This window comes from Pseudomonas oryziphila, from assembly GCF_003940825.1.
In the GTDB taxonomy this organism is placed as follows: Bacteria; Pseudomonadota; Gammaproteobacteria; order Pseudomonadales; family Pseudomonadaceae; genus Aquipseudomonas; species Aquipseudomonas sichuanensis.
Window position 1 is genome coordinate 63,976 of record NZ_CP034338.1, and the last position, 15,770, is coordinate 79,745.

The window sequence follows — 15,770 nt, forward strand, 5'->3', positions numbered from 1 at the left end:
GCCATGGCCAGACCTGGATTTCGCCTTGCCGTGTTCGCCACCCTGCTGGCGTTGTTGGTGGTGCTGCTCGGCGCCTACACCCGCCTGACCCACGCCGGCCTCGGTTGCCCCGACTGGCCGGGTTGTTACGGCTTCATCAGCGTGCCCAAGAGCGAGGCGCAGTTGGCCCACGCCGAACTGCACTTCCCCGAGCACCCGGTGGAAGAGGCCAAGGGCTGGGCCGAGATGACCCACCGTTACTTCGCCGGCAGCCTGGCGCTGGTGATCGCCCTGCTCGCCTTCCAGGCCGTGCGCAGGCATGCCCGCGATGGCCAGCCTTATCGTCTGCCGCTGCTGTTGCTGGCGGTGGTACTGGCCCAGGCGGCCTTCGGCATGTGGACGGTGACGCTCAAGCTGTGGCCGCAGGTGGTCACCGCGCACCTGCTCGGCGGGTTCACCACCCTGAGCCTGCTTTTCCTGCTATCGCTGCGTCTATCCCGGGCCTTTGCGCCACTCCCCAAATTGCCTTTGAGCCTGCGCCGGATAGCTGCCCTGGCCTTGCTGGTGGTGATCGGCCAGATCGCCCTGGGGGGTTGGGTGAGTGCCAACTATGCGGCGGTGGCCTGTATCGACCTGCCCACCTGCCACGGCCAGTGGTGGCCGGCGGCGGACTTCAGCAACGGCTTCCATCTTACCCAGCATGTCGGCCCCAACTACCTGGGCGGGCAGTTGGACAGCGATGCGCGCACGGCGATCCATATCAGCCATCGCCTGGGCGCGTTGCTGGTGACGGCGGTGCTGCTGCTGCTCAGCTGGAAGCTCCAGCGCCATGGCCTGAGCGGCCTGGCGCGCCTGGTATTGCTGGCCCTGGGGCTGCAATTGAGCCTGGGCATCAGCAACGTGCTGCTGCACCTGCCGCTGGCCGTGGCGGTGGCGCATAACGCCGGCGGCGCCCTGCTGCTGTTGAGCATGGTGTTGGTGAACTACCGCATCCGCGTGGCCGACAAGGTGCGCGTAGGCCAAGGTTGGCGCCTGACCCCGGTCACCGGCGTGAGCCTCACCCATCACTTGAGGAACGATTCGTGGCGACGCTTCTGAGCGCTGAGCGACAGCGCGCCGGTTGGCGCGACTATCTGGAGCTGACCAAGCCCAAGGTGGTGGTGCTGATGCTGATCACCTCGCTGGTGGGAATGTTCCTCGCCACCCGTGCCGGCGTGGCCTGGAGCGTGCTGCTGTTCGGCAACCTGGGCATCGCCCTGTGCGCGGGCGGCGCGGCGGTGGTCAACCATGTGCTGGACCGGCGCATCGACGCGCTGATGGCCCGCACCCACAAGCGCCCGTTGGCCCAGGGCCGGGTGGCGCCGCTGCCAGCGCTGTGCTTCGCCGCGCTGCTGGCGATGTCGGGGATGGGTTTGCTGCTGGCCTTCACCAATGCACTGACCGCTTGGCTGACCCTGGCCTCGCTGCTGGGCTATGCGGTGCTCTACACCGGCTTTCTCAAGCGTGCCACGCCGCAGAACATCGTGATCGGCGGCCTGGCCGGCGCGGCCCCGCCGCTGCTGGGGTGGGTGGCGGTCAGCGGGCATGTGAGTGCCGAGCCGCTGTTGCTGGTGCTGATCATCTTCGCCTGGACCCCACCGCATTTCTGGGCCCTGGCCATTCACCGTAGGGGCGAGTACGAAAAAGCGGATATTCCGATGCTGCCGGTGACCCACGGCGAGCGTTACACGGCCTTGCATATCCTGCTGTACACCTTGATTTTACTGGCGGTGAGCCTGCTGCCCTACGCCATCCACATGAGCGGGCCGCTGTACCTGGCCTGTGCCCTGGGGCTGGGCCTGCGCTTCCTGCACTGGGCTTGGGTGTTGTACCGTGGCACCCGGCCGCACGCGGCGATCAACACGTTCAAGTACTCTATCGGCTACCTGTTCGCCCTGTTCATCGCCCTGCTCGTTGACCACTACTTGTTGCTGAACCTATGACCCGAACCCAGAAAACCGTATTCATCCTTGTTGCCCTGGTCGCGCTGATCATGGGCCTGACCGTCAACAAGGTGCTCAGTGACCGGGGGCAGTTGAACCCCACTGAACTGATCGACGCCGGCATCATCCTGCTGCCGCAGAGCCGCACCGTGCCTGATGTGTCGATGACCGACCAGAATGGCCAGCCCGTTGCGATGGACCAGCTCAAGGGCAAGTGGTCGCTGCTGTTCTTCGGCTACACCTACTGCCCGGACATCTGCCCGACCACCCTCGCCCAGTTGCGCCAGGTGAAGAGCGAGCTGCCGAAAGAGGCGTGGGAGCGCTTGCAGGTGGTGCTGGTGAGCGTCGACCCGAACCGCGACACGCCGAACCAGCTCAAGCAGTACCTGGGCTATTTCGACAAGGATTTCGTCGGGGTGACGGGGACTATCGAGGATACCCAGAAGCTGGCCAACGGCCTGAGCATTCCGTTCATTCCGGCCGACACCAGCAAGCCGGGCTACACCGTGGATCACAGCGGCAACCTGGCGGTCGTGGGGCCGGATGGGCGTCAGCGCGGGTTCATTCGTGCGCCGTTCAATAACCAGAAGCTGGTGGCGCAGTTGCCGGGGTTGGTCAAGCGGGATTGATCGGGGCTTGAAAACATCGCGGGGCAAGCCCGCTCCCACGACTATCACGTGGGAGCGGGCTTGCCCCGCGATTGTTTCAGGCTTTGATCAGAACGCCGGAACCACAGCGCCCTTGTACTTCTCGGTGATGAACTGCTTCACCTCAGGCGAGTGCAGCGCCGCAGCCAGTTTCTTCATGGCGTCGGAGTCTTTGTTGTCCGGGCGGGCAACCAGGATGTTCACGTACGGCGAGTCGCTGCCTTCGATGGCCAGCGCGTCCTTCTCGGGGTTGAGCTTGGCTTCCAGCGCGTAGTTGGTGTTGATCAGCGCCGCATCGACCTGGGTCAGCACGCGCGGAATGGTGGCCGCTTCCAGCTCACGGAATTTCAGGCCCTTGTCGTTGCCGGTGATGTCTTTCACGGTCGACAGGATGTTCTTGTTGTCCTTGAGCTTGATCACACCGGCCTTGTCCAGCAGCAGCAGGGCGCGGCCGCCGTTGGTGGCGTCGTTGGGGATGACCACGGTGGCGCCGGAGGCCAGCTCGTCGAGCTTCTTGACCTTGGCCGAGTACACGCCCAGCGGCTCGATATGCACACCGGCGACGCTGACCAGGTTGGTCTTCTTGGCCTTGTTGAATTCATCCAGGTACGGCTGGTGCTGGAAGAAGTTGGCGTCCAGGCGCTTTTCGGCCACCTGCACGTTCGGCTGGATGTAGTCGGTGAATTCCTTGACCTTCAGCTCCACGCCCTCTTTCGCCAGTTGCGGTTTGACGAAGTTGAGGATCTCGGCGTGCGGCACCGGGGTAGCGGCGACGGTCAGGGTTTCGGCGTGGGCCGAGAAGGCCGCGACGGCGGCGACAACAGCAAGCAGCTTCTTCATTGATCACTCCTTGTGAGGGCCGCGACGGCCCCCGAACGGGTCGGCCGGGCCGACCCCATTGGGGTTACTTACGGGAAAAATGCACAACCAGTTTGTCGCCGATCATCTGCAGGACTTGAACCAGGATGACCAGCAGCACCACGGTGACGATCATCACGTCGGTCTGGAAACGCTGGTAGCCGAAGCGGATCGACAGGTCGCCCAGGCCGCCGGCGCCAACCACACCGGCCATGGCCGTGTAGGACACCAGGGTGATGGCGGTGACGGTGGTGGCGGCGATGATGCCCGGCATGGCTTCAGGCAGCACCGCCTTGAAGATGATCTGGCGAGTGGTGGCGCCCATCGACTGGGTTGCCTCGATGATGCCGCGGTCCACTTCGCGCAGCGCGGTTTCCACCAGGCGTGCGAAGAATGGCGTGGTCCCCACCACCAGCGGCGGGATGGCCCCGGCGACGCCCAGCGAGGTGCCGGTGATCAGCACCGTGGCGGGGATCATCACGATCAGCAGGATGATGAACGGCAGCGAGCGCACGATGTTGACGATGGTCGCCATCACCGCATAGATCTGCTTGTGCTCGAACATCTGCCGTGGCCCGAACAGGAACAGCAGCACGCCCAGGGGCAGGCCCAGCAGCACGGTGAACACCAGCGAGGTGAACAGCATGATCAGGGTGTCGCCGGTGGCCAGCCAGATTTCGGCCCAGTCGACGTTGGCAAAGAAATTCAGGGCGTCCATCAACGCAGTACCTCCATATGTACGTCAGCTGCAGTGAAGCGGGCGAATGCCGCGTCCATGTCCCCGCCGATCAGGGCGAGGGTCAGCTGGCCATAGGGGATGTCCTTGATGCGGTCGATGCGCCCGGCAAGGATGCTGTAGTCGACCCCGGTTTCGCGGGCCACGGTGCCCAGCAGCGGCGCATAGGTGGCATCGCCCTGGAAGGTCAGGCGCACGATGCGCCCCGGCACATGGGCGAAGTCGTCGCGCTGGTCGTTCTCGTCGACCTGCTCGTCTTCCTGGACGAAACGCTTGGTGGTGGCGTGCTGCGGGTGCAGGAACACCTCGGCCACCGGGCCGTGCTCGACGATCTGCCCGGCATCCATCACCGCCACGCGGTCGCAGACCCGGCGGATCACGTCCATCTCGTGGGTGATCAGCACGATGGTCAGCTTGAGTTCGCGGTTGATCTCGGCCAGCAGTTGCAGCACCGAGGCGGTGGTTTGCGGGTCGAGGGCACTGGTGGCCTCGTCGCATAGCAGGACCTTGGGGTTGGTGGACAGGGCGCGGGCAATGCCGACGCGCTGCTTTTGCCCGCCCGACAGCTGTGCCGGGTACTTCTTGGCGTGCTCCGAAAGGCCGACGCGGGCCAGCAGCTCGCTCACGCGCTTGTCGATCGCGGCGCGGGGCAGCTCGCCCGCCAGCACCAGCGGCAGGGCGACGTTGTCGGCGACGGTCTTGGAGGCCAGCAGGTTGAAGTGCTGGAAGATCATCCCGACCTGCTGGCGGAAGCGGCGCAGCTGGTTGGCATCGAAGGCGGTGACGTCTTCACCGTCGACGATGATCTTGCCGCCGCTCGGGGCCTCGAGGCGGTTGATCAGGCGCAGCATGGTGCTTTTGCCGGCGCCGGAGTGGCCGATCAGGCCGAACACCTGGCCATCTTCGATGGTCAGGCTGGTCGGGTTCAGGGCCGGGATATCCCTACCGGCGACGCGGTAGGTCTTATGGACGTTTTGAAACTCGATCACTGAGCGAACCTTGTGGGGCGCATGGAATTTGGGTCAGCGGTTAGCTGGGGTCGCGCATTTTAGCCTTTTCCCATAGGCGTTCTTAGCATTTATTTGTGATCTGTCCAATCCGTTGGGCATAACGCGACAACCGGCAATCCTGATTGAACGCTCGCCAAGGCCTCCCAGTCACTAGTTGAACAAGCCCGTACGGGCAGCCTGAAGACTGATGAGGAGAGCCGAACATGGCCAGCAAGAAAGCGCCGCAGCCGAAGGAAAGCCAGGTAGCGGGCACCGATACTCCCGACCGGGCCAATACCAATGCCAAGTTGCAGAGCCTGGAGGCGTTTCGCAGCGATGCCACGGGGCAGGCGCTGCGCACCAACCAGGGCGTCAAGGTCGCCGACAACCAGAACAGCCTCAAGGCTGGGGCGCGCGGGCCGTCGCTGCTCGAAGACTTCATCATGCGCGAGAAGATCACCCACTTCGACCATGAGCGCATCCCCGAACGTATCGTCCACGCTCGCGGCGCCGGCGCCCATGGCTACTTTCAAAGCTATGGCTGCCATGCCGAGCTGACCAAGGCCGGCTTCCTGCAGGACCCGGAGAAGATCACCCCGGTGTTCGTGCGGTTTTCCACCGTGCAGGGGCCGCGCGGTTCGGGCGATACCGTGCGTGATGTGCGCGGGTTCGCGGTGAAGTTCTATACCGACGAAGGCAACTTCGACCTGGTCGGCAACAACATGCCGGTGTTCTTCATTCAGGACGCGATCAAGTTCCCCGACTTCGTGCATGCAGTGAAGCCCGAGCCGCACAACGAGATACCCACCGGCGGCTCGGCCCATGACACGTTCTGGGACTTCGTCTCGCTGGTGCCGGAGACGGCGCACATGGTCATCTGGGCCATGTCCGACCGCGCCATCCCGCGTAGCCTGCGGATGATGGAGGGCTTTGGCGTGCACACCTTCCGCCTGGTCAATGCCGAGGGCGTGGCCAGCTTCGTCAAGTTCCACTGGAAGCCTCGCCAGGGCGTGCATTCGCTGCTGTGGGACGAAGCACAGAAGCTGGCCGGCAAGGACGCCGATTACCACCGCCGCGACCTGTGGGAGGCCATCGAGACCGGTAATTGCCCCGAATGGGAGCTGGGCGTGCAGGTCGTTGCCGAGGCCGATGAACACAAATTCGAGTTCGACCTGCTCGACCCGACCAAGCTGATCCCCGAGGAACTGGTGCCGGTGACCCCGCTGGGCAAGATGGTGCTCGATCGCAACCCGGACAACTTCTTTGCCGAGGTGGAGCAGGTTGCCTTTTGCCCCGGGCATATCGTGCCGGGCATCGATTTCAGCAATGACCCCTTGCTGCAGGGCCGGCTGTTCTCCTACACCGACACGCAGATCAGCCGCCTCGGTGGACCGAACTTCCACGAAATTCCGATCAACCGGCCCATCGCGCCCAACCACAGCAGCCAGCGCGATGCCATGCACCGCATGACCCTCGACAAGGGCCGCGCTGCCTACGAGCCGAACAGCATCGATGGTGGCTGGCCGAAAGAGACGCCGCCGGCTGCGCAACAAGGGGGCTTCGAGAGTTATGAGGAACGCATCGACGCGAACAAGATCCGCCAGCGCAGCCCGTCGTTCGCTGACCACTTCTCCCAGGCACGGCTGTTCTTCCAGAGCATGAGCGCGAGCGAGCAGCAGCACATCATCAAGGCCTACAGCTTCGAGCTGGGCAAGGTGGAGCGCGAAGCGATCCGGGTGCGGGAGGTGAACGAAATACTCGCCAACATCGATCTGAAGCTGGCAGCGGCGGTGGCAGTCAACCTCGGGCTGCCGGCGCCCAAGGCGGGGACGGTCAAGGTAAAAGTCGGCAAGCCAGCGCAGTCAAAGGCTTTGAGCCAGATGAACCACCCGGGGAACATCGGTATCAAGGGGCGCAAGGTCGCCGTGCTGGTGGCCAATGGCGTGGACGGCGCCAGCGTCGACAAGGTCGTCAAGGCCCTGGAGGCGCAGAGTGCCCGGCCCATATTGCTGGGGCCGACTTCGGCGCCGGTGAAGACCATTGATGGCCAGCTGTTGCCGGTGGATGCCGCCATGGAGGGCATGCCGTCGGTCATGTTCGACGGGGTGTGGGTGCCGGCCGGCAAGGCTTCGCTGGAAGCGCTGCAAGGCAGCGGCGTGGCCAGGCATTTTCTGCTGGAGGCTTACAAGCACCTCAAGCCCATGGGGTTGGCCGTGGACGGCAAGCTGCTGTTGAACACATTGGGGTTGAAGGAGGATGCGGGATTGCTGTTGGGAGATCAGCAGAAGGTGTTCGAGCAGTTCTTCAAGGCTGTTGAAGGGCACCGGCTGTGGGTGCGGGAGGCGGCTGCCGAATCTGTGCCGGCCTAGGGGCGGGCTGCTTTGCAGCCCATCGCCGGCAAGCCGGCTCCCACAGGTTGCAGGTGATCCCTGTGGGAGCCGGCTTGCCGGCGATGAGGCCCTGACAGGCTTACTGCTGATGGGGGATCAATACCACCTGCGCCGGCAGCGAACGCTGGATCTCGTGCTTCTGGTTCAGCACGAAGCCACTGTCGAACTTGTGCACGCGCTTGTGCAGCAGCGTCTTGAGCCAGGGCGCATCCTGGGTGCGGGGCACCTGGAACACCACGTCGCACTGGTAGTTCACCACGTCGGCGGCGATGTCATCGAGCTGGCGGCGCAGGGCGCGGCTGTCGGTGGTCTTCAGGGCGACCACGGTGCTCGGGGCGGTTGGGTCGAGCAGCCGGGCCTTGGGTTGTGCCGCAGCGGCCTTGAGGGCAGCCTCGGCTTTTTCCAGCTCGGCCTTGCGTGCCTGGGCCATGGTGTCGCCACCGGTCACGGCCGGTGCTTGCGGCATCAGTGCACGGGCGCGGGCCAGCGCGGTGGCGGCGGCATTCACATCGCCTTTCTGCAGGACGATCTGGCTTCGGCGCAGATACGCTTCGGCCAGCTGCCGCTGGTGGGGCTCCAGGCGCGCATCGTCGGGTGCCTGGGCCTGCAGGGCGGCCAGTTGATCTTCGGCGGTGGCCAGCTCATTGCTGGCAATGTTCTGCTCCAGCTGCTGCCAGGCATCCGGTTGGGCAGGCGCGGCCGGCTGCTCGGCGGGCGTGCTGGCGCAGGCCGTCAGGAACAGGGAAAACGCGGCAACAAGCAGATAACGTGAGGCGAACGGCTTCATTCCTGCGACTCTCTATTTGCGCAAAAAGCGAGCAAGTCTACACCCAGGTGCGCACGCTCGAAAATAGGTCTGATTGACCTTGAACCTGCGTAAAGGTTGCAGGCTGCGTTGGTTCACAGCCTGATTTTTCAGCGCTTTGGCAACGCCAGGCTCAGCAAGAATAGCACCGCCGCGCAGACCACGATCGACGGCCCGGCGGGGGTGTCCTTGAACCACGACATGGCCAGCCCCCCGCACACGGCCGTGACCCCCAGCAGGCTGGCGCCCAGGGCCATCTGCTCCGGTGAGCGGGCGTGACGCTGTGCCGCGGCCGCCGGGATGATCAGCAATGAGGTGATCAGCAACACGCCGACAATCTTCATCGCTACCGCGATCACTACGGCGATCAGCAGCATCAACGCCAGGCGCAGGCCCGCCACGGGCAGCCCTTCGACCATCGCCAGCTCCTCGTGCACGGTGACGGCCAGCAAGGGGCGCCAGAACATCGCCAGCAGCACCAGCACCAGCGCACTGCCGCCGAGGATCCAGGCCAGGTCGGTGGTGCTGATCGCCAGCAGGTCACCGAACAGGTAGGCCATCAGGTCGATCCGCACGTCGTGCATGAAGCTCAGCGCCACCAGCCCCAGCGACAGGGTGCTGGGGGCGAGGATGCCGAGCAGGGTGTCGGACGCCAGCGGCTGGCGCTGTTGCAGGGTCACCAGCAGGATTGCCAGTAACAGGCAGCCGACCGTCACCGCCAGCGCCGGGCTGACATCCAGGGCCAGGCCCAGCGCCACGCCGAGCAGCGCGGCATGGGACAGGGTGTCGCCGAAATAGGCCATGCGCCGCCACACCACGAACGAGCCGAGGGGGCCGGCCACCAGCGCCAGCGCCAGGCCGGCAAGCAAGGCATACAGAAGAAAATCAGCCATGCTTGCAGTGCTCTCCGTGAACATGGGTGCCAGGGGCGATCACTGCGCCGTGCAGGTCGTGGCTGTGATCGTGATGGTGGTGGTAGACGGCCAGGCTCTTGGCGTTCTGGCCGAACAGCTCGACGAAGGCCGGGTCGCCACTGACCTGCTCCGGGTGGCCCGAGCAGCAGACGTGGCGGTTGAGGCAGACCACCTGGTCGGTGGTGCTCATCACCAGGTGCAGATCGTGGCTGACCATCAGCACGCCGCAGCCATGGCGATCGCGCAGACGGGTGATGAGGTTGTACAGCTCGGTCTGGCCGACCACGTCGACACCCTGCACCGGCTCGTCCAGCACCAGCAGCTCGGGCTCGCGCAGCAGTGCGCGGGCCAGCAGCACACGCTGCATCTCGCCACCGGAGATGGTCTGGATCGGGCTGTCGATCACCTGCTCGGCACCGACTTCCTGCAGCGCCGACAAGGCTGCCGCGCGGTCTACCCCGGGCACCAGGCGCAGGAAACGCAGCACCGACAGCGGCAGCGTCGGGTCTACCTGGATTTTCTGCGGCATGTAGCCGATGCGCAGTTTGGGCTTGCGCCAGACTTTGCCGCGGTGCGGTTTGAGCAGCCCCAGTACGGCGCGCACCAAGGTGGTCTTGCCGGCACCGTTGGGGCCGATCAGGGTGACGATCTGCTTCGGTGCCACCGCCAGGTCGATGCTGTCGAGCACCGCTTCACCGCCGAAGCTGACGCCGACCTGCTCAAGGCGGATCAGGGCATCGCTCATGCCGCGCCCCGGCAGTTGGCGCACAGGCCGACGATTTCCACGGTCTGGGTTTCGACGCTGAAGCCCACGCCCTTGGCGCTGGCGATGATTGCGTCGCTGATGCTGTCCTGCTCCAGCTCGATGGCCACGTGGCACTCGCGGCAGATCAGGAACTGGCCTTGGTGCGCGTGCTCGGGGTGGCTGCAGCCGATGAAGGCGTTGAGCGAGGCGATGCGGTGCACCAGGCCGTTGTCGAGCAGGAAGTCGAGGGCGCGGTACACGGTCGGCGGCGCCGCACGGCGGCCATCCTGCTCGCTGAGCACGGCGAGGATGTCGTAGGCACCCAGCGGCTTGTGGCTCTGCCACACCAGCTCCAGCACGCGGCGGCGCAAGGCGGTCAGGCGCAGGCCCTGACGGGTGCACAACGTGTCGGCCTCGGCCAGTGCGCTGTGTACGCAGTGGGAGTGATCGTGGGGGCGGTGGGCCAGCGGCGTGATGGACATGGGCAGCGACGGTTCAGGATGGAGACGTTATTATGTTACCTGTTTCTGACGAGCCGAGTAGCCACCGTGTCCCGATTCCTTGCCCTGTTTGTCGCTTTCATCGCCTGTTCGGCCCAGGCCGACGTGCGCGTGCTGACCAGCATCAAGCCCCTGCAACAGATTGCCGCTGCGGTGCAGGACGGTGTCGGCAGCCCGGATGTGCTGCTGCCGCCGGGCGCCTCCCCGCATCACTACGCGCTGCGCCCGTCTGACGTGCGCAAGGTTGGCGATGCCGACCTTTTGTACTGGATTGGCCCGGACATGGAGAGCTTCCTGCCCCGCGTGCTGGGTAGCCGTGGCAAGCCGACCGTGGCCGTGCAGTCGCTGGCTGGCATGCAACTGCGTCATTTCGGTGAGGACAGCCATTCTCACGACGAAGACGACCACGACGATCACGACCATGACCACCGCCCGGGCAGCCTCGATGCTCACCTGTGGCTGTCGTCGGTCAACGCGCGGGTGATCGCGACGAAGATGGCCGCTGACCTGGCGGCGGCCGACCCAGCCAATGCGGCACGTTACCAGGGCAACCTGAAAGCTTTCGTCGAGCGCCTGGATGCCCTGGACCTGCGCATCAAGCAGCGTGTTGCGGGGATCGCCGGCAAGCCGTATTTCGTATTCCATGAAGCGTTCGACTACTTCGAGGCCAACTATGGCCTCAAGCACACCGGCGTGTTCAGTGTCGCTGCCGAAGTGCAGCCGGGCGCGCAGCACGTCGCCGCGATGCGCAAGCGCCTGCAGGAAGTGGGTAAGACGTGTGTGTTCAGCGAGCCGCCGCTGCGCCCGCGCCTGGCCGAGACGCTGACGGCGGGGCTGCCGGTACGCTTGGCTGAGCTGGATGCCTTGGGCGGCACCGATCCGGTGGACGCCAAGGGCTATGAGCGCTTGCTGGAGAAGCTGGGTGGCGATCTGGCGGGGTGCCTGGAGCAGCTTTGAGGTCTGCTCGGGCCCCATCGCCGGCAAGCCGGCTCCCACAAGAGCAGCACGAGCGCTGTAACTGTGGGAGCCGGCTTGCCGGCGATGGGTGCGCCTCGGTTACAAGGCGAACGGCAGCTTCAATGCCACCTGCTGGCGCTGCGCCAAGCGTACTTCGAACTCGCTTGGGTCATGGATCATCACGTCCATCCCGGCAAACGCCTGCGCGGCAATCAGGCGCGATAGCCAGAAGCGCACGCACGCCAGGCGCAACATCTGCGGCCACAGTTCGGCTTCGGCCGCGGTGAATGGCCGCAACGCCGCGTAGGCGCCCAGCAGCGCCTGGGCGCGGGGCAGGTCGAGGCCGCTGTGCTCGTCCAGGCACCAGTCGTTCACGGTGATGGCGATGTCATACAGCATTGGCCCGGAGCAGGCGTTGTAAAAGTCGATCACACCGGTCAGGTGAGTGCCTTCGAACATCACGTTGTCGCGGAACAGGTCGGCGTGCAGGTTGGCCTTGGGCAAGGCGAGGATCTGCGCCTTGTGCGCGGTGATCTCGTCCAGCGCCGGTTGCAGCAATTGCGCCTGCTCGGGGGTCAGGCCCGGCAGCAACTCGGCACCGGACGCCAGCATCCAGTCCAGGCCACGGTCGGTACGGCGCTCGATGATGTGCTCGCGGGTTGCCAGGTGGATATGCGCGAGCAATTCACCCACCTGGGCGCAGTGCTGGTTGTTCGGTGCTTTCACGTGCTTGCCCGACAGCCGCGGCTGCAGCAGTGCCGGCTTGCCGCACAGCTCGCGCAGGCCATTGCCGTCGCGATCGCGCAGGGCATAGGGCACGGGCATGTCGGCTGTGTGCAGCACATCGAGCAGCTCGATGAAAAACGGCATGTCTTCCACCGGCCCACGCTCGACCAGTGTCAGCACGTATTCCCCTTGTTCCAGGCTGACGAAGAAATTGCTGTTCTCGGTGCCGGCGGCAATGCCCTGGAAGTCGAGCAGACGGCCCAGCTCGTAGGGCGCCAGAAAGGTTTCCAGCTCAGGCCGGGACACAGGGGTGAAGACTGACATGTTGAAAAATTGCCCATGCGGGCACTTCCCCCGGGAAGTGCCTGGTTGATAAGAACGATACGCGTTACTGGCTTACCACTCGAAGATCTTCCAGGCCGGGATCAGCATGTCCGGCTGGTCGGAACGAATGAAGTTGGCATCGGTGCCATCCGCGCGTACCAGGAAATAAGGCTTGCCGTTTTTCGGCGTGATCTTGATCGCATACAGGAAGCCGTTTTGCCGGTATTCCTGGATGGTTTTGTCGCCTTCCGTGCGAATGGTCACATCGGGATCTGCCGATGGGGCGTCGTCCGCCGCCAGGGTGACGACTGGCATGGTTGCCAACAGGCCGAGCACTAACAGGCGATTCAATGTACGCATGATAACCTAGTCCCTTTGTCGTCAATGATTCTGGCTATTCTAGCGCCGGACCCGTCGAAAAGGTTGATTCTCCTCATGAGCCAAGCGCCCCTCGTCCTGGTGGACGGTTCCTCCTACCTCTACCGTGCCTTCCACGCGCTGCCGCCGTTGACCACTTCCAAAGGCCTGCCCACCGGCGCGGTCAAGGGCGTGCTGAACATGCTCAAGAGCCTGCGCAAGCAATACCCCGACAGCCTGTTCGCGGTGGTGTTCGATGCCAAGGGCGGGACCTTCCGCGATGCCATGTTCGCCGAGTACAAGGCCAACCGCCCAAGCATGCCCGACGACCTGCGGGTGCAGGTCGAGCCGCTGCATGCCAGCGTGCGTGCCCTGGGCTACCCGCTGCTGTGTGTCGAGGGTGTGGAGGCCGATGACGTGATCGGCACCCTGGCCCGCAGCAGCGCGGCCGCCGGCCGGCCGGTGATCATCTCGACCGGCGACAAGGACATGGCCCAACTGGTGGACGGCCACGTTACGCTGGTCAACACCATGACCGGTAGCGTGCTGGACGTGGCTGGCGTGCACGAGAAGTTTGGCGTCGGTCCCGAACACATCATCGACTTCCTCGCCCTGATGGGCGACAAGGTCGACAACATCCCCGGCGTGCCGGGCGTTGGCGAGAAGACCGCGGTGGGCCTGTTGACCGGTATCGGTGGCGGGCTGAGCGATGTGTACCAGAACCTGGACAAAGTCGCGGGCCTGGCCATTCGCGGGGCCAAGACCCTGGCCGCCAAGCTTGAGGAGCATCGCGACGCGGCCTTCCTTTCCTACGAGCTGGCCACCATCAAGTGCGATGTGGAGCTGGATGTCGAGGTTGACGCCCTGGTTTGCGGCGAGCCGGACCGTGAAGCCTTGCTGGCGTTGTACACCGAGATGGAGTTCAAGAGCTGGGTCGCCGAGGTGCAGCGTGATGCTGCCCAGGCAGCTCCCAAGGGCGCCGCCACTGGCCCTGCCAATGTGCTCGAGGCACCTGCGGCCAAGGTCGAGCCGCAGTACGAAACCATCCTTGACCAGGCGCGTTTCGACGCCTGGCTGGAGAAGCTGCGTCAGGCACCGCTGTTCGCCTTCGACACCGAAACCACCGGCCTCGATGCGCAGAAGGCGCAACTGGTCGGCCTGTCGTTCGCCATCGAACCCAATGTGGCTGCCTACGTGCCCCTGGCCCACGACTATGAAGGCGCGCCTGCCCAGTTGGACCGCGAGGCAGTGCTGCAGGCGCTCAAGCCGCTGCTGGAAGACCCGGCCAAAGGCAAGATCGGCCAGAACGCCAAGTACGACATCAACATCCTGGCCAACGGCAGCCCTGCCATCCAGATGCGCGGCGTGGCCTACGACACCATGCTCGAGTCCTACGTGCTCAATTCCACCGCCAGCCGTCACGACATGGACAGCCTGGCGCAGAGGTACCTCGAGCACACCACCATCAGCTTCGAAGACATCGCCGGCAAGGGCGCCAAGCAGCTGACCTTCAACCAGATCCCGCTGGAGAAGGCCGGTCCCTACGCCGCCGAGGACGCCGACATCACCCTGCGCCTGCACCATGCCTTGCAGGCGCGGCTGGCCGAAACGCCGAGCGTGCTGCCAGTGCTGATGGACATCGAAATGCCGCTGGTGCCGGTGCTGGCGAAGATCGAGCGCCAGGGCGCGTTGGTCGATGCCGCGCTGCTTGGGGTGCAGAGCGGTGAGCTGGGGGCGAAGATGGTCGAGCTGGAGCGCGAGGCGTTCGAGCTGGCCGGCGAGGAATTCAACCTTGGCTCACCCAAGCAACTGGGGGTGATCCTCTACGACAAGCTGGGCATGCCGGTGCTGAGCAAGACCGCCAAGGGCCAGCCCTCCACCGCCGAAGCCGTGCTGGACGACCTCGCCGAGCAAGGCTACCCGCTGCCCAAGGTGCTGATGCAGTACCGCAGCCTGAGCAAGCTCAAGAGCACCTACACCGACAAGCTGCCGGGGCAGATCAACCCGCGTACCGGGCGTGTGCATACCTCTTACCAGCAGGCGGTCGCCGCCACCGGGCGTCTGTCGTCCAGCGACCCGAACCTGCAGAACATTCCCGTGCGCACCGCCGAAGGCCGACGCATCCGCCAGGCCTTTGTCGCAAGCCCCGGCTACAAGCTGCTGGCGGCGGACTATTCGCAGATCGAGCTGCGCATCATGGCCCACCTGGCCAAGGATGAGGGGCTGTTGCACGCGTTCCGCAACGACCTGGACGTGCACCGCGCCACCGCCGCCGAAGTCTTCGGCGTGGCGCTGGAGCAAGTCACCACCGACCAGCGCCGCAGCGCCAAGGCGATCAACTTCGGCCTGATCTACGGCATGAGCGCATTCGGCCTGGCCAAGCAGATCGGTGTCGACCGCAAACAGTCCCAGGACTACATCGACCGCTACTTCGCCCGTTACCCGGGCGTGCTGGCCTATATGGAACGCACCCGCGCCCAGGCGGCCGAGCAGGGCTTCGTCGAAACCTTGTTCGGGCGCCGCCTGTACTTGCCGGACATCAACGCCAAGAACCCGGCCCTGCGCAAAGGCGCCGAACGCACCGCGATCAACGCGCCGATGCAGGGCACTGCGGCGGACATCATCAAGCGCGCCATGGTGGCGGTGGACAACTGGCTGACCGACAGCGGGCTGGATGCGCGGGTGATCCTGCAGGTGCACGACGAACTGGTGCTGGAAGTGCGCGAAGACCTGGTGGAGCAGGTCAAAGATGAAATTCGCGGCTACATGAGTGGCGCCGCCGAGCTGGACGTGCCGCTGCTGGTGGAAGTGGGCGTCGGCTCGAATTGGGACGAAGCTCACTAAACGCGGGGTAAAAGCTG

At 64.9% G+C, this 15,770-nt stretch carries 15 protein-coding genes; 6 read left to right on the top strand and 9 right to left on the bottom strand.

The genetic code is table 11. The annotated features are described in order from the left end of the window. The first annotated feature begins 3 nt into the window (after nucleotides 1-3). Genes EJA05_RS00335 through EJA05_RS00345 form a run of 3 tightly spaced genes read left to right on the top strand, consistent with a single transcriptional unit; the run spans nucleotide 4 to nucleotide 2,590 of the window. On the top strand, nucleotides 4-1,077 hold the full coding sequence (locus EJA05_RS00335; protein ID WP_125857015.1) for a COX15/CtaA family protein: 1,074 nt from the start codon (nucleotides 4-6) through the stop codon (nucleotides 1,075-1,077). Next, on the top strand, nucleotides 1,062-1,961 hold the full coding sequence (gene cyoE / locus EJA05_RS00340) for a heme o synthase (RefSeq protein WP_125462070.1): 900 nt from the start codon (nucleotides 1,062-1,064) through the stop codon (nucleotides 1,959-1,961). Before EJA05_RS00335 ends, cyoE begins: the two co-directional genes overlap by 16 nt. After that, nucleotides 1,958-2,590 (top strand): SCO family protein, encoded by a 633-nt coding sequence (locus EJA05_RS00345; RefSeq protein ID WP_125462071.1) that lies wholly within the window; start codon nucleotides 1,958-1,960, stop codon nucleotides 2,588-2,590. Before cyoE ends, EJA05_RS00345 begins: the two co-directional genes overlap by 4 nt. Before the next feature lie 87 nt (nucleotides 2,591-2,677). Here EJA05_RS00345 and EJA05_RS00350 read toward each other — a convergent pair whose 3' ends face one another. The 3 genes from EJA05_RS00350 to EJA05_RS00360 all read right to left on the bottom strand — a co-directional run bounded on the left by EJA05_RS00350 (nucleotide 2,678) and on the right by EJA05_RS00360 (nucleotide 5,191). Further along, complete coding sequence (locus tag EJA05_RS00350; RefSeq protein WP_125462072.1) at nucleotides 2,678-3,448, bottom strand: MetQ/NlpA family ABC transporter substrate-binding protein; 771 nt, start codon at nucleotides 3,446-3,448, stop codon at nucleotides 2,678-2,680. A 64-nt stretch (nucleotides 3,449-3,512) separates the two neighbouring features. After that, a complete protein-coding gene (locus tag EJA05_RS00355) occupies nucleotides 3,513-4,184 on the bottom strand; it encodes a methionine ABC transporter permease (RefSeq protein WP_110995010.1) in 672 nt (223 codons plus the stop codon). Then, nucleotides 4,184-5,191: a methionine ABC transporter ATP-binding protein gene (locus EJA05_RS00360; RefSeq protein ID WP_125857016.1), complete on the bottom strand. Its 1,008-nt coding sequence runs from the start codon at nucleotides 5,189-5,191 to the stop codon at nucleotides 4,184-4,186. The genes EJA05_RS00355 and EJA05_RS00360 overlap by 1 nt, the downstream gene beginning before the upstream one ends. Nucleotides 5,192-5,415: 224 nt before the next feature. Here EJA05_RS00360 and katE point away from each other — a divergent pair, with 224 nt between their 5' ends. After that, nucleotides 5,416-7,560 carry a catalase HPII gene (katE, locus tag EJA05_RS00365; protein ID WP_125857017.1) on the top strand — a complete coding sequence of 715 codons (2,145 nt, stop codon included), beginning with the start codon at nucleotides 5,416-5,418 and terminating at the stop codon, nucleotides 7,558-7,560. 100 nt (nucleotides 7,561-7,660) lie between these two features. On the opposite strand, the gene EJA05_RS00370 is transcribed toward katE, so the two are convergent. From EJA05_RS00370 to zur, 4 genes are all read right to left on the bottom strand, one after another. After that, nucleotides 7,661-8,368, bottom strand: a complete 708-nt coding sequence (locus EJA05_RS00370; protein WP_125857018.1) for a PA5502 family lipoprotein — start codon at nucleotides 8,366-8,368, stop codon at nucleotides 7,661-7,663. 128 nt (nucleotides 8,369-8,496) lie between these two features. Beyond that, nucleotides 8,497-9,279 carry a zinc ABC transporter permease subunit ZnuB gene (gene znuB / locus EJA05_RS00375; RefSeq protein ID WP_125462076.1) on the bottom strand — a complete coding sequence of 261 codons (783 nt, stop codon included), beginning with the start codon at nucleotides 9,277-9,279 and terminating at the stop codon, nucleotides 8,497-8,499. Further along, a complete protein-coding gene (gene znuC / locus EJA05_RS00380; RefSeq protein WP_125462077.1) occupies nucleotides 9,272-10,045 on the bottom strand; it encodes a zinc ABC transporter ATP-binding protein ZnuC in 774 nt (257 codons plus the stop codon). The genes znuB and znuC overlap by 8 nt, the downstream gene beginning before the upstream one ends. Then, entirely contained in the window at nucleotides 10,042-10,527 is a 486-nt protein-coding gene (gene zur / locus EJA05_RS00385; RefSeq protein ID WP_110995015.1) for a zinc uptake transcriptional repressor Zur, read from the bottom strand. Before zur ends, znuC begins: the two co-directional genes overlap by 4 nt. Before the next feature lie 18 nt (nucleotides 10,528-10,545). On the opposite strand from zur, the gene EJA05_RS00390 reads away from it, so the two are divergent. Continuing rightward, entirely contained in the window at nucleotides 10,546-11,502 is a 957-nt protein-coding gene (locus tag EJA05_RS00390; RefSeq protein ID WP_125462078.1) for a zinc ABC transporter substrate-binding protein, read from the top strand. 99 nt (nucleotides 11,503-11,601) lie between these two features. On the opposite strand, the gene EJA05_RS00395 is transcribed toward EJA05_RS00390, so the two are convergent. Next, a complete protein-coding gene (locus EJA05_RS00395; RefSeq protein ID WP_125857019.1) occupies nucleotides 11,602-12,552 on the bottom strand; it encodes a homoserine kinase in 951 nt (316 codons plus the stop codon). A 72-nt stretch (nucleotides 12,553-12,624) separates the two neighbouring features. Beyond that, nucleotides 12,625-12,912, bottom strand: coding sequence for a DUF2782 domain-containing protein (locus EJA05_RS00400; protein ID WP_110995018.1), 288 nt, complete (start codon nucleotides 12,910-12,912; stop codon nucleotides 12,625-12,627). Between the two features lie 75 nt (nucleotides 12,913-12,987). Between EJA05_RS00400 and polA the strand changes: the two genes are divergently transcribed. Then, nucleotides 12,988-15,753 carry a DNA polymerase I gene (polA, locus tag EJA05_RS00405; RefSeq protein ID WP_125857020.1) on the top strand — a complete coding sequence of 922 codons (2,766 nt, stop codon included), beginning with the start codon at nucleotides 12,988-12,990 and terminating at the stop codon, nucleotides 15,751-15,753. Nucleotides 15,754-15,770 lie beyond the last annotated feature (17 nt).